At 36.8% G+C, this 14,980-nt stretch carries 11 protein-coding genes; 9 read left to right on the top strand and 2 right to left on the bottom strand.

Annotation, left to right across the window (positions count from 1 at the left end; all coding sequences use genetic code 11):
• Positions 1-139: 139 nt before the first annotated feature.
• A complete protein-coding gene (locus tag H6F45_RS15365) occupies positions 140-1,264 on the bottom strand; it encodes a HAMP domain-containing sensor histidine kinase (RefSeq protein ID WP_190347614.1) in 1,125 nt (374 codons plus the stop codon).
• A gap of 444 nt (positions 1,265-1,708) precedes the next feature.
• Between H6F45_RS15365 and kdpA the strand changes: the two genes are divergently transcribed.
• From kdpA to H6F45_RS15340, 5 genes are all read left to right on the top strand, one after another.
• The gene (gene kdpA, locus H6F45_RS15360; RefSeq protein ID WP_190347613.1) at positions 1,709-3,388 is read left to right on the top strand and encodes a potassium-transporting ATPase subunit KdpA; all 1,680 of its coding nucleotides are present in this window, start codon (positions 1,709-1,711) and stop codon (positions 3,386-3,388) included.
• Positions 3,389-3,481: 93 nt separating this feature from the next.
• Positions 3,482-5,548, top strand: a complete 2,067-nt coding sequence (kdpB, locus tag H6F45_RS15355) for a potassium-transporting ATPase subunit KdpB (protein ID WP_190347612.1) — start codon at positions 3,482-3,484, stop codon at positions 5,546-5,548.
• Between the two features lie 28 nt (positions 5,549-5,576).
• Positions 5,577-5,795: a potassium-transporting ATPase subunit F gene (locus H6F45_RS15350; RefSeq protein ID WP_190347611.1), complete on the top strand. Its 219-nt coding sequence runs from the start codon at positions 5,577-5,579 to the stop codon at positions 5,793-5,795.
• 86 nt (positions 5,796-5,881) lie between these two features.
• On the top strand, positions 5,882-6,490 hold the full coding sequence (kdpC, locus tag H6F45_RS15345; protein WP_190347610.1) for a K(+)-transporting ATPase subunit C: 609 nt from the start codon (positions 5,882-5,884) through the stop codon (positions 6,488-6,490).
• A gap of 179 nt (positions 6,491-6,669) precedes the next feature.
• Entirely contained in the window at positions 6,670-7,791 is a 1,122-nt protein-coding gene (locus H6F45_RS15340) for a universal stress protein (RefSeq protein ID WP_190347609.1), read from the top strand.
• A 182-nt stretch (positions 7,792-7,973) separates the two neighbouring features.
• On the opposite strand, the gene priA is transcribed toward H6F45_RS15340, so the two are convergent.
• Positions 7,974-10,625: a primosomal protein N' gene (gene priA, locus H6F45_RS15335; protein ID WP_096569019.1), complete on the bottom strand. Its 2,652-nt coding sequence runs from the start codon at positions 10,623-10,625 to the stop codon at positions 7,974-7,976.
• A 752-nt stretch (positions 10,626-11,377) separates the two neighbouring features.
• Between priA and H6F45_RS15330 the strand changes: the two genes are divergently transcribed.
• The 4 genes from H6F45_RS15330 to petJ (H6F45_RS15315) all read left to right on the top strand — a co-directional run bounded on the left by H6F45_RS15330 (position 11,378) and on the right by petJ (H6F45_RS15315) (position 14,884).
• Positions 11,378-12,547, top strand: coding sequence for an RpoD/SigA family RNA polymerase sigma factor (locus H6F45_RS15330; RefSeq protein ID WP_096569022.1), 1,170 nt, complete (start codon positions 11,378-11,380; stop codon positions 12,545-12,547).
• Positions 12,548-12,664: 117 nt separating this feature from the next.
• The gene (locus H6F45_RS15325) at positions 12,665-13,156 is read left to right on the top strand and encodes a GNAT family N-acetyltransferase (protein ID WP_096569025.1); all 492 of its coding nucleotides are present in this window, start codon (positions 12,665-12,667) and stop codon (positions 13,154-13,156) included.
• A gap of 717 nt (positions 13,157-13,873) precedes the next feature.
• Positions 13,874-14,206, top strand: a complete 333-nt coding sequence (gene petJ, locus H6F45_RS15320; RefSeq protein ID WP_096569028.1) for a cytochrome c6 PetJ — start codon at positions 13,874-13,876, stop codon at positions 14,204-14,206.
• A gap of 342 nt (positions 14,207-14,548) precedes the next feature.
• Positions 14,549-14,884 (top strand): cytochrome c6 PetJ, encoded by a 336-nt coding sequence (gene petJ, locus H6F45_RS15315; RefSeq protein WP_137667788.1) that lies wholly within the window; start codon positions 14,549-14,551, stop codon positions 14,882-14,884.
• Positions 14,885-14,980: the final 96 nt, after the last annotated feature.

Below are 14,980 nucleotides of genomic sequence, written 5' to 3'. Positions count from 1 at the left end.
ATAGAGAGTATCCCAATTTTGGGAAATAAACGCAGCAACACTAAAAAATCTCTCACAACCTCTTACCTTTGTGTCCTTTGCGTTCTTTGCGGTTCATATCAAGTTTTGGATCACTTTATTTCCCCAGTGAAAAATAAACTTACACATTTGGGATGCTCCCCTGAAATGGTAAAACAGGGAGCTTGAAGCCAAAAATAGCTCCATTGGGAACTCTGTTTTCTGCCCATATTATACCGTGATGGGCTTCAATAATTTGTCTAGATAAATAAAGTCCTAATCCTGAACCTTTAGCTTGACGTTGGGAAAGACTGCCATAATCATCATGTACTTGATAAAATCGCTCAAACAAGTGGGAAAAATGTTCTGGAGGGATACCAGCGCCCGTATCCATAATTTTTACAACTTGATAGGAAAGTAGGGATTCTAAGACCACTTCAACGCGATCGCCTCTTCGGGAATGATTAATAGCATTAATTAACAGGTTATCAATAACCCGTTGTAATTGTAGTGCATCACCAAGCACCCAGAGCGATCGCTTCCAATCAGAATCACCATAGTTTAATGATATATGAATACGACGATTTGCTGCTAATTCCATCAAAGTAGAAACTGCTGTTTCCGCCAAAACAGCTAAATCCACAGGTGCTAAATTTAGCTTTAATCCGTCAATATCATTACGATAAACATCTAACAAAGTTTCCAATAAAACCAAAGATGTTTGATGACTACGTGCCATTGTTGCTAAAACTTTTTCTTGACTTGGTGAAACCGCACCAAATTTTTCTTGTTGAAAAGCTTTTATAGTTTCAATTGCCCCTAAAAGTGGAGTTTTTAAATCATGGGTAAGTGTAGAGGCGAAATCTTCTCGTAGTCTCATTAATTGTGCTTGATTTTCTAATTGGGTTTGAGTGAGTGAAACAGCTTGTTGTGTGATTCTCAATCTTTGACTTAAAAATCCTGTAACTATCAATGCTATAGCTGCAATTACCCGATTAGCAATAGTAAAAAACTGAATTGATTCATTTCCAGGTATCCAAATATTGAAGATAGTTAAAAAAACAGCCAAAAATGTAGCACCTATTGTTGCTATTCCTCTAAACCAATAATTAACTAAGACAATTGATCCACTATAAAGATAGCCAAAAACATAATCATTGGGGGTAGAATATTCTAACAACACTAAACAGATAAATATAGTAATAATTATCAAAATTTTCCCCGTATACAATTTATTAGTTAATAATTTAAGCTGTAAATTTTTCATTTTGCACCCAAATGACATCATGATATTAATTTACATTTTATATAAAAACGACCCTTTTTACTCCTGACTCCTGAATTCTGCTGTAGCGTTTAGATTTTAACTAAACGCCCTAAACAATGATATATACCTGGCAATAAACACATAAATAGAAAAAATAAACATTTTTTATATCCTTGTATCCCTTGTTTTCTACCTCAAAATCAATAATCATATAAATTCATCAAGCCCAGATCACGGCAGTATCCCAAATGTGTAAGTTTATTGTTTTGGAATCTTGAAATTACTACTTGATACGATTGAACCGCAAAGAACGCAAAGAACGCAAAGGACACAAAGGTAAGAAGGTTTAAGAGAGTTTTTAGTATCGCTGTGTTCATTTTTTTAATTGGGATGCTCCCCAGATCACAGCTATTTGATTTAGTCTTTAAGGAGTTTTAATCATTCATGATACAAGGTTTATTACAAATAGCATTGACATTAATAATTGTCATTGCCACCACTCCCTTACTAGGAAAATATATTGCTCATGTTTTTCTAGAACAAAGAACAGTATTAGACAAAGTTTTAAATCCCATAGAAAGAATAATTTACAAATTGATTGGAGTTACTATTGAAGATAAAATGACAGGTTGGCAATATGCAAAAGCCGTACTTTATAGCAATATTGTCATGGCAATTTTGGTATTTTGTATATTTATTACTCAAGGATTTTTACCGCTTAATCCTACAGGATTAAAAGCACCAAGTTGGGATTTAGCATTACACACTACCATCTCATTTTTAACTAACACAGATCAACAACATTACTCTGGAGAAACAACCTTTAGTTATGCCAGTCAAACCTTCGCTATAGGTTTTTTAATGTTCACATCAGCAGCTACAGGTTTATCGGTAGGAATTGCCTTTATTCGCGGTTTAACAGGCAGAAAATTAGGTAATTTTTATATTGATTTAACCAAATCAATTACCCGAATTTTATTACCTCTATCTATTGTAGGGGGATTATTATTAATCATAGCTGGTGTACCAGAAACCATAGCAGGAGTAGCAACAGCAACAACATTAGAAGGATTAACACAAGCTATAGCTCGCGGACCAGTTGCCCACCTGGAAATTATAAAACAAATTGGTGAAAATGGGGGTGGTTTTTTTGGTGTTAACTCAGCCCATCCCTTTGAAAATCCCAATGGTTTTTCTAACTTATTAGAAACTTGGGCAATGATTTCTATTCCTTCAGCCTTGATTTACACCTATGGGGTATTTGCTAATAATATCAAACAAGGATGGTTAGTATATTGGATGGTATTTATCATCTTTGTTTTCTTAGTCATGATCACAGCTATTGGTGAATATCAAGGTAATCCTCTTGTTAATTCTGTATTAGGATTACAACAACCTAATTTAGAAGGAAAAGAAGTAAGATTTGGTTTCGCGCAAACAGCACTTTGGGCAGTGATGACAACAGCAACAATGTGTGGCGCAGTTAACGGAATGCACGACTCATTAATGCCTACTGGGGGATTTTCTACCCTTGTAAATATGTTTTTACAAATTATTTGGGGAGGACAGGGAACAGGTACAGCTTATTTATTTATCTACTTAATTTTGGCAGTATTTCTCACAGGATTAATGGTAGGGAGAACACCGGAATTTTTAGGGCGAAAAATTGAAAAACAAGAAATAGTTTTATCCAGCGTAGTGTTATTAGTTCATCCTTTTGCTGTTTTAATTCCTTGGGCGATAGTTTTTGCCTTTCCTGATGCTATTTCAGGTATTAGTAACCCAGGATTTCATGGTGTTTCTCAAGTAGTTTATGAATATGCTTCTGCTGCTGCAAATAATGGTTCTGGGTTTGAAGGTTTGGCGGATAATACCCTGTGGTGGAATCTTAGCACTAGCGTCAGTATTTTAGTCGGTCGTTATATTCCCATTATCGCATTATTGTTATTAGCAGATGGTATTTCTAGAAAACAACCAGTACCCATAACTGCCGGTACTTTGAGAACTGACACTCGTTTATTTACTGGAGTTACAGGGGGAGTAATTTTAATTCTGGGGGCGTTAACTTTTTTTCCTGTATTAGTTTTAGGTCCGATTGCTGAATGGTTTTTGATTAGTAAATAAACTTCAGATCCCCGACTTCTGAGAAAAAATCAGAATTTATAGAAAAGATTTAATCAAGAAGTCGGGGATCTTAACCTCACCAATAAAAAAGATATGAAAATTACAAAAACCCGACAAGAACGTAAACATACACCCAAAATTAAAATTTCTGGGCTTTATCCTAGCGCATTTAAACAAGCATTTGTTAAACTAAACCCCCGCCATCTAATCAAAAATCCCGTGATGTTTTTGGTGTGGGTAGGGACAATTATTACAGCTTTGGTAACTATTGATCCTCATCTTTTTGGTGTTACTTCTGGGAATAATCCGCGATTTTTTAATGGTTTAATTACCATAATTTTATTCTTCACTCTTGTTTTTGCTAACTTTGCAGAAGCTGTTGCTGAAGGTAGAGGAAAAGCTCAAGCTGATTCTTTAAGAGCGACAAAATCAGATGTTACAGCTAGAAAACTTCTTCCTGATGGTTCTATTCAAGAAATTAATTCTAGTCTTTTACGTCGTGGTGATCAAATTAAAGTTATTTCCGGTGATGTGATCCCCGCAGATGGAGAAGTAATTTCTGGAGTAGCTTCTGTTGATGAATCTGCTATTACTGGAGAATCTGCACCAGTATTAAAACAACCAGGAACAGATATTGCTAGTTCTGTCACTGGAGGAACACGCATTACTTCTGATGAATTAATCATTAAAGTTACATCAGATCCGGGACAAAGTTTTATTGATCGAATGATTTCTTTAGTTGAGGGTGCAGCGAGAACTAAAACCCCTAATGAAATTGCTTTAACTGTGCTTTTAGCAGTTTTAACTCAAGTTTTTTTAGTGGTAATTGCCACTTTACCTACCGTGTCAGTTTATGTTAAATCACCTGTGAGTATTGCGGTATTAATTGCTTTATTAGTGGCATTAATTCCTACTACAATTGGCGGTTTACTGAGTGCCATTGGTATTGCGGGTATGGATAGAGTCGCTCAATTTAACGTCATAGCTACTTCTGGAAGGGCTGTAGAAGCCTGTGGAGATATTAATACTTTGGTTTTAGATAAAACGGGAACTATTACTTTAGGCAACCGCATGGCTGAAGAATTTATTCCCATCCAAAATCATCCTTTAGATGAAATTGCGAAAATTTGTTTAGCATCCAGTATTTTTGATGAAACTCCCGAAGGAAAATCTATTGTTAAATTAGCAGAATCATTAGGAGCAAAATTAGATTTTAACCCCCAAACTGCGGAGGGTATAGAATTTTCTGCCAAGACGCGCATGAGTGGAATTAATTTACCCAATGGTGTGGAAATTCGCAAAGGTGCGGTAGATGCAATTAAAGGATTTGTGCGTTCTCGAAATGGGCAATTAACACCAGAACTTGATGTAGCCTATGAGCGAGTTTCTAAATTAGGTGGTACACCCTTAGCAGTTTGTCAAAATGATGAAATTTACGGTGTAATTTACCTCAAAGATATTATCAAACCAGGGATTAAAGAACGATTTGCACAAATGCGAAAAATGGGTATTAAAACTGTAATGTTAACAGGAGATAACCGCCTTACAGCTTCAGTTATTGCCCAAGAAGCAGGGGTTGATGATTTTATTGCGGAAGCAACTCCAGAGGATAAAATTGAAGTCATTCGCAGTGAACAAGCTCAAGGAAAATTAGTTGCTATGACTGGAGATGGTACGAATGATGCACCAGCTTTAGCTCAAGCAAATGTGGGTGTGGCGATGAATTCTGGTACACAAGCGGCAAAGGAAGCTGCTAATATGGTAGATTTAGATTCTGATCCTACAAAATTAATTGATATCGTTACTATTGGCAAACAATTACTCATTACTCGCGGAGCATTAACAACTTTTTCTATTGCTAATGATGTCGCTAAATACTTTGCAATTATTCCGGCGATTTTTCCTGGTATTGGTGTGAATGGATTAAATATTATGGGTTTAGCAAGTACCCAATCTGCTGTGTTATCAGCTTTAATTTATAATGCTTTAATTATTCCGGCTTTGATTCCTTTAGCATTAACTGGTGTGAAATTTCGTCCTTTAACTGCTGATCAACTTTTGCAAAGAAATATCTTTATTTATGGTTTGGGTGGTGTGGTTGCTCCTTTTATCGCTATCAAAATTATTGATGTTTTAATTGTGTCTGTGGGTTTAGCTTAATCAATTTTAGATTTGGGATTTGAGAATTATGGAATATTTATCACTGGCATTTTCTAAACGTAATCGTTTTCCTCTGATTTTGTTTTTATTACTTTGCGTTAATGTCTTATTAGCACCAATAGTACGAGCAGCAACACCGGGAGCAGAATCACGTTTTTTTGCTTACACAATTACTTTATTAGGACTTGTCACCCTCAGTTTTTGTGTTTATTTATTTGTTGTGATTTTTCAACCTGAGAGGTTTTAATTACTAATTTGTAATTCGTAAGTTGAGTTAAGCGATAGCGCAACCCAACAAAAACTTTAATATTTTTGAAATGGAGAGGTTTTAATATGCGTCAGAGATTTCAAGTTAGTAAAGCGATTCGTGCAACTTTAGTTTTATGGGTGCTAACAACCTTTATCTATCCCTTATTTATGTTAATTTCAGGACAGGTTGCTTTTTCTTTTCAAGCAAATGGCAGTTTAATTACAAATTCCCAAGGTGTGGTGATTGGTTCTGCTTTGATTGGTCAACCTTTTACCAGTGAAAAGTATTTCTGGAGTCGTCCTAGCACTACTAACTATAGCACTGCTGACCCCAAAAATGATGAGGCTGGTATTTTGAAAACTGGTGTATCTGGTGCTAGTAATTTAGCTCCTAGTAATCCCGCATTGTTAGTAAGAATTAATGGTAATGAAGGTGAAATTAATAAACTAAGAAAAGCAGAAATTCAACCGACGGCTGATTTAGTTTACACTTCTGGTTCTAGTCTTGATCCTCACATTACTCCTGAAAGTGCAAAGGTGCAAATTCCCAGAATAGCTAAAGCTAGAGGAATTGAACCCCAGCAATTAGAAACTTTAATTTCTCAAAACACAGATGGGCGTTTTTTAGATATATTTGGTGAACCAGGAGTGAATGTTTTTAAGTTAAATCTAGCATTAGATAAAATCAGGTAAGGTATTTCCAGAAAATAAATTATCCTCAATCTTGTGGGATGGGCTGATAGCCCGTCGGAATTTAAGGGCAGGCAAGACTTGTACTGAGCGTGTCGAAGTATGCCTACCCCACATAAATTAATTGAATTGAATAGAATATTTTTTTATTTGAAAGTCTCTAATTATTAAGAAATTAACTCATGTTTTATTCTTCTACTCGATCCCCTGATAGTCATTATATCCGTCCTGCTCGTCGAGGGAAACATAAAATTTTTATTGGCATGGCTCCCGGTGTGGGTAAAACTTATAAAATGCTAGAGGAAGCACATCAACTGAAACAAGAGGGGATTGATGTTGTTATTGGCATTTTAGAAACTCATGGACGCAAAGAAACTGCTCTCAAAGCTGAAGGATTAGAAGTTATTGCTAGAAAATCCATTATTAAAGAGAATATTAAACTGCAAGAAATGGACACGGAGGCAATTTTAGAACGCTCTCCCCAACTGGTGTTAATTGATGAATTGGCTCACACAAATATACCGGGTTCTGAACGAGAAAAACGCTATCAAGATGTAGAAGAAATTTTAGCATCTGGCATAGATGTTTATTCTACTGTGAATATTCAACATTTGGAAAGTTTAAATGATTTAGTTGCTAGAATTACAGGTATTGTAGTTAGAGAACGTATACCAGATCGGGTACTGGATGAAGCGGATGAGGTGGTTGTAATTGATGTGACTCCAGAAACTTTGGAAGAGCGTTTGCTTGAAGGAAAAATCTATGCTGCTGATAAAATTGAACAGTCTTTAGAAAACTTTTTTCAACGTCGAAATTTAATAGCTTTGCGAGAATTAGCATTAAGAGAAGTTGCAGATACGGTAGAGGAGGAGGCAAATACTTCAATTACTACTGGACAAGTTTATAATATTCATGAACGGGTTTTAGTTTGTGTTTCTACTTATCCTAATTCTTTGCAATTATTACGTCGGGGGGCGCGACTTGCTAATTATATGAATGCCCCACTTTATACTGTATTTGTTGCTGATACTGAACGTTTTTTGACTAAACAAGAAAGTTTACACATTGATACTTGTGAAAAACTTTGTCGAGAGTTTGGTGGTGAGTTTCTGCACGTTAAAAGTAGTAATGTTCCTAAAGAAATAGCTCAGGTTGCTGCTACCCATCACATTACACAAATCGTTATTGGTGAAAGTCAACAACCTAAATGGAAAAGATTTATTAAAGGTTCTTTTACTCAGCGATTAATGGATTTAATCAGAGATAAAAAAATAGATTTACATATTATTGCTACTGAAAAATGATAACAATATAGCAGGAGTCAGGAGTCAGGAGTCAGGAGTCAGGAGTTATTGATTTTGGATTTTGGATTTTGGATTGTTTTTGTCAACTTCAATCTAAAATCTAAAATCTACAATCTAAAATTTTCCTCCCTATTCCCTATTCCCTATTCCCTACCTCAACGGAAAGACTTTCTCAGTAACCCCTACATAATATTAATGGGATCGACATCAATAGTTAAGCTGACTGAAGCAGGACAAAGTTTTCTGATTTCTTCCCAATCTGGTAAATTAGGCAGTGCATCAGGAGCAAATTTTAATAGTATTTGCCAGCGATAACGATTAGCTACTCGTAAAATACTAGCTGGTGCTGGTCCTAATATCTCTAGTCCTTCTTGTTCGCTAAAATTTGTCGCTATGAGTTGGGCTATATTTTCCACTTTTATGGGATCAGAACTACTCAAACGTAATAATATTAATCTGCCATAGGGGGGATAATTAAGTGCTTCCCTTTGTTCTAATTCTGCATCACAAAAAGATTGATAATCATGGGTTTTCACTGCTTCAATAACTGGATGTTCTGGGGTGTATGTTTGGATAATTACTCTACCGGGATCTTCTCCTCTTCCCGCCCTTCCTGCAACTTGGGTTAAGGTTTGAAAAGCTCGTTCACTAGCGCGATAATCTGATAAATGTAGCAACCCATCAGCCGCAACTACTCCTACAAGGGTAACTTGGGGTAAGTCTAAACCTTTGGTGAGCATTTGTGTACCCACTAATAAGTCTGCTTCACCGTTGGCAAATTGGCTGATCAGGGTGCGATGTGCGCCTTTTTTGCGGGTGGTGTCGCTATCAAAACGAATTGGTTTAATGTGGGGAAATTGGCGTTGTAGTTCCTGGGTTACTCTTTGAGTACCACTACCAAAGAATTTGAGGTAGGGTGAACTACATTGAGGACAGTTTTTAGGGTGTGGTTGACCATAATTACAATAATGACATTTTAATAACTGGGGTGCGCCTTCTTCTACATGATGATAAGCCAAGGATACATCACAGTTGGGACATTCCAGCACATAACCACAGCTACGACAGGAAACAAAGGTGCTATGTCCCCGACGATGAATAAATAATATTCCCTGTTGTTTCCTTTGTTTTAATTCTTCTAAAGCTTGTTGTAGGGATCTACTAAATATTGATCTATTTCCTTCTTTCAACTCTTGACGCATATCCACTATTTCTATAGGTGGTAGGGGTTTGGAGTTGATGCGTTCAGGAAGGGAGAGGTATTGGTGATTGGTGATTGGGTTGTTGATCTCTCCCTGCTCCCTGCTTCCTGCTCCCCTGCTTTCTTTGATACTTACCCAACTTTCAAGGGAGGGGGTAGCAGAACCTAAAATTAGGGGGCAGTTTTCTAGTTCTGCACGCCATTGGGCTACTGTGCGGGCGTTGTAAGTGGGGATGGGTGAGTCTTGTTTAAAGCTGCTGTCGTGTTCTTCGTCGAGGATAATTAATCCCAGGTTGGGTAAGGGGGAAAAGATGGCGCTGCGTGTTCCTATGACTACTTGGGCTTCTCCGGTAAACATTTGTCGCCAGGTGTCGTAGCGTTCACCGTCGGAAAGGGCGCTGTGATAAACTTGCACTTTGTTACCAAAACGGGCGCGAAATCTATCTGTGAGTTGGGGTGTGAGGCCAATTTCTGGGACTAATACTAGGGCTGATTTTCCTTGGTTGAGTAGGGGGGCGATCGCCTGTAGGTAAACTTCGGTTTTTCCTGAACCTGTTACCCCATGTAATAAAATTTGAGCAAATCCGTTTAATGATTTGATGGTTTCTAAAGCATTAGTTTGGGCTGGTGTTAATAATTTGGCTTGATCCCCGGCTATTTTGGGTCCTTGTTCTCTGCGTAGTTTTTCCCGTTCTTCAATGACAATACAACCTTTTTGTTCTAATCCTCTTAAAGTAGGTAGTGTAGTTTGACATATCTCTACACACTCTGTCACCCATAATTCACCACCATGATCTCCCAGTATTTTCAATATTTCTTGTTGCCGTTTAGTGAGATTCATGTATCTTCCATGATCAACTAGCGTTACTGCTAGTTTCATTTGTGGTTTAGATTGAGTGAATTTGAAATAGCTTTCTGCCCAGTTTCTATCTATTAATTGTTTTTTTGCCCAATAAAAACCTTTGACTTGACGTTTGAGGTATTGAAAACTGTAATCTCCATCTGGTTGCGATTCAAGTATTGTCAGTATTTCTTTGGCAGCTTGAGAACGTAAAAATTCGGCTGCACCATTGGGAATATTTTCTGGTTTTAGTCGCAGACGACTTTGCGATCGCCCTAATAATCCTGGTGGTAATGCTACCCGAATGACTTGAATTAATGGTGTGTAGTAATAGGCGGCGATGCGATTCAGTAATTCCCAATAGGTGCTAGAGAAAAATTCTTTGCTGACTACATCTTGTACTTCCCGAATTTTCTCTAGTCCTAAATTTGCTGGTGGTTGGGATAATAAACGAATCGCTATTCCTCCTAACAGTTGTGTCCTCCAGGGAACTGTTAAAATATCACCCGGTTTAATATCTAAATGTTCTGGTATCTTATAAATCAATAGCTCCTTGTTAGATAGTTCATCAACTGATAATTCCTGTTCTGGTATGGCATCATTTAATAAATCTTTTTCTACTGTTTCATCAATTGCTACATTCTCTTCTGGTGTTTTATTTGTCGTCGGCGCTAAAGTTTTTGACAAATCTACCAATACTTCAATCCAAGGATAAAGATTTGTTTTGGACTGGTATGATGATCCTGGTTCAGCTACCAATAGAGAGGATAAACTTACATCCTGAATATACATAATTTTTGGCTTTTTTAATAGATATTTGCTCATCTGAATGAATCAAATTCACCAGACGCACTTAACGTTTAACTACTATTTTACTACAAACAAACTGTATTTCGCAATACTTTTATTACTCATGATAGTTGATAACTTTGTTTATATGTCATCTTATAGACAAAATAATTTCTACAATACGTGCAATAAATATTTTATGCTAACTACACAAATGAAAGTATATCCGATAATAATGAGTTGTTTTTGTCTACTAAATAGGTAGTAGAGTTTTTCCACCTATTGATAGATATTCAATAGTTTTTGTATGTGAGATGCTTTGATACAATCAAGATTGTCCGGATTTTAAGCTACCATTTTTGTAATTTGGATCATTTGGGAAGCTTTAACTTAGGAAGCTTTAACTTTTTTACTCCAAATCAAACAAAACTTCATGGAAATACATAAAAATTTAACGTATAGGGTCTTTAGATGGAATTTTTATATTTGTTAAGCTGGAGAATGTTTGAGGGGGGTTTGACATATTTGGTGATGAAGAAAAAAATTAGAAATATGTCTGCTGGTAGTGGGGAAAGATGGTATTTTGGGTGCAAAGACCATATAAATTGTATCTAGATGTAACCAAAATATGGCAGACAGATACATATTTTCTTTCCGAATCAAGAATTTTCAAGAAGATTGTATTTGGCTGGGTAAATGGGTGTATATGTCGGTAAAAACTAACTATTCTCAAACGAGCAGCTGTCACTAAATTTATGTACCAAACCAAGCAACTATCCCAAAAGGAAACTATGAATCTTGCTGAATTGGGAACAATGGAAATACTGGATAACGCTGCTGATCATGAAGAACCATCACTTGATAGTTTAGATGCAGTAGTATTTGAAGACTCTTCAATTGTGGAAAATTTGGAGTCAGATGAACGAGATGGGGATGAAATGGCAGCGGCACGTCCTTCGGGATATAATAAAACCGAACATGACGATGCTGTGGGCGCGTTTTTTAAGGAAATGGCGCGTTATCCTCTCCTGAAACCTGACGAAGAAGTAGAGTTGGCGCATAGGGTAAGATTTTTAGAAGAAGTAAAAGACTTACAAGCTGCTTTAGAAGCAGAACTGGGACACAACCCCAGCAAAAGCGAGGTAGCTGCTAAGTTTGATATGACGGAAAAACAACTGGAAAGTCGGTTGTATCAAGGTAGGGTAGCGAAGCGGAAAATGATTCGCTCTAACTTGAGATTAGTAGTATCTATTGCTAAACGATATCTTAATCGGGGAGTGCCTTTTCTAGATCTAATTCAAGAAGGGGCTATGGGTTTAAATCGCGCTACAGAGAAGTTTGATCCCGATAAGGGCTATAAGTTTTCGACTTATGCTTATTGGTGGATTCGACAGGCGATTACACGGGCTATAGCTAATGATGCCCGCACTATCCGCCTACCAATTCACATTGTTGAAAAACTCAACAAACTTAAAAAAGCCCAAAGAGAACTTAAACAAAAACTCGCTCGCAACCCGACAGAAGCGGAAATGGCCGAGTCGTTGGAAATAAGCGTTCAACAACTGCGTCAACTGCAACAACTACGCCGGCAAGCATTATCTTTAAATCACCGTGTTGGTAAAGAAGAAGATACAGAATTGATGGACTTGTTGGAAGATGAAGATAACCAATCTCCAGAAGCAAAAATGAATGAAAATATGATGCGTCAGGAGATATGGGAGGTTTTAGGTGATGTTCTCACCCCCAGGGAAAAAGACGTAATTTCTTTACGCTATGGACTGACAACCAGCGAACCCTGTACTCTGGAAGAAGTGGGGAATATGTTTAACCTTTCCCGTGAACGAGTACGGCAAATTCAAAGTAAAGCGATGCGAAAATTACGCCGTCCTCATATCGCTAAACGTTTAAAAGGTTGGTTAATTTAAAGCAGGAGGCAGGAGGCAGGAGGCAGGAGGCAGGAGGCAGGAGAGGTTAACCCAGTCCCCAGTCCCCAGTCCCCAGTCCCCTGTAAACTAGAGATTGTGGACTAGAGAATAAGACTCATGACTTTTGATAGTGATTTAATTATCCGGTTTGCTGAACCTGGTGATAGTGCTGTATTATTTGAATTAATTCAGGGCTTGGCAGAATATGAAAAATTATCTGCTGCTGTCACTGGTAATGCTCAAGCATTAAATGAGCATTTATTTGGTGAACGAAAATATATAGAGGCGATTTTAGCAGAAGTCACAGGTAAAGCTGTGGGTTTTGCTTTATTTTTTCACAATTATTCTACATTTCTCACCAAGCCAGGAATTTATTTAGAAGATATTTTTGTTTTACCTGAATATCGTCGTCAAGGTATTGGTAAAGCACTGCTGACTAAATTAGCAAAAATAGCTGTTGAAAGAAATTGTGGGCGCTTAGAATGGAGTGTTTTAGATTGGAATGTTTCTGCACAGGAATTTTACCGGACTATGGGGGCTGATATTTTAGAAGATTGGCGAATTTGCCGAGTCAGTGAACCAGCAATTACTAGATTAGCGAATCAATAAACATCTTTTCACCTAAGCATTCAGCCTTCATCAGTCGATTTCCGTCAGTAAAAGCCTGAAAAATATAGCAGGAGTCAGGAGTCAGGAGTCAGAGTAAAACCCTTGTGTACTAAGATTTTCATGATAAATTGATGTTCTAACTAGGGTTTGCTGAAAAAGTTATCTGTGAAGGCTAGGTGACAGGTGACAGGTACTACGCCACGGTGACAGTTTCAAGAGTTGGATAGGAAGGATTTTTTCTTTAAGTAGGAATTAAGTGCAGGGTTTTTCACTTGCCACCTCATAAAAGCTGGCACTTTTTGAAAGCACTTCGGCTTACTTCGACTGCGCTCAGTACAAGTCGCTCAGTACAAGTCAAAATAGCTAAAACCCTTTACCTGTAAAGTTTTCTGATTTATATGGCTAACGCCACGCTACGCTATCAGCAAACCCTATTTTATGTTTAATTATTTTGACATAATTATTAGCATTAATCTTAGCATTTTTTAGATATGAATTTTTAATTTTTAGTTAAGAATGATTTTTTTGTGACTTAAATTTATGTTTAATATAAATTAATATATATTCCCAACCATTGCAATAATAAGTATTACATCTATTATGCTCAATAATTTAGTTCAATTTTTACAGTTATTCTTTTGATTTATACAAGACAATAAAAAGAGAATTATGGAGCAAGTACCTCCTAATCAGCAATTGTTGTAGAGAGAACACAAAATGAAAAAGATTATTTCTGTATTACTATTAGGCATCACTATCTTCACCTTTGCCTTCATTAATCCTGCTTTCGCTGCTGACACTGGTGCTGGAGAAAAAATATTTACAGCTAATTGTGCTTCTTGTCATGCAGGTGGTAAAAATTTAGTTAATGCTGCTAAAAGTTTGAGTAAGGCAGACTTAGAAGAGTACAATATTTACTCTGAATCTGCTATTATTGCTCAAGTTACAAACGGTAAAAATGCTATGCCAGCTTTCAAAAATAATTTGTCAGCTGATGATATTGCCAATGTAGCTGCTTACGTCATGGAAAAAGCGGAAGCTGGCTGGTAAATAGATTTGTCAGTGAGTTAATAATAGTTATACCTGAAAGGGTAAGACAAGAGATTCCCAACTGTTTTGGCAGTTGGGAATAATGCTTGATAATTCAAAAATTATGAATCAGAATTACTATTTAGCGGTTGCTGAAAAAGTGATCTGTAGAGGCTAGGAAACACTGACCTTTACATAAATTTACATTTACTGCAAACCCGTGATATAAAAAGAACGTCAGGTAAATTTTGCCAAAATGACCTCCAAGTTTTACAGCTTGTCGTTTGACTGATACAACAGAATCCAAAGAAAATTATGAAGCATATTGCACCAACTCAACGATTGTTGTAGAGAGAACACGAGATGAAAAAGATAATTTCCGTATTACTGTTAGGCATAACCATCTTCACTTTTGCCTTCAGTAGTCCCGCTTTAGCAGCAGATACAGTTGCTGGAAAAGCAGTATTTACAGCTAATTGCGCTCAATGTCATGCGGGGGGTAAAAATTTAGTTAATGCTGCTAAAAGCTTGAAAAAAGAAGCTTTGGAAAAGTACGGTATGTACTCTGATGAAGCTATTATTACTCAAATTACAAACGGCAAGGGTGCGATGCCAGCCTTTGGTAAGCGCATAAAAACCGAAAACATTGAAAATGTAGCTGCTTATGTGTTGGAACAAGCAGATAAAAATTGGAAGTAATACAATTTACTTTCTGAATTGAAATAATTATTGGCGGGGCTTTTTGTCTCGCTAATTAATCCAATTATTAGATAAGTAGAAACAACTAATAAATTA

This window comes from Sphaerospermopsis sp. FACHB-1194 (assembly GCF_014696235.1).
In the GTDB taxonomy this organism is placed as follows: domain Bacteria; phylum Cyanobacteriota; class Cyanobacteriia; order Cyanobacteriales; family Nostocaceae; genus Sphaerospermopsis; species Sphaerospermopsis kisseleviana.
This window is presented reverse-complemented; position numbering and strand designations above follow the sequence as displayed.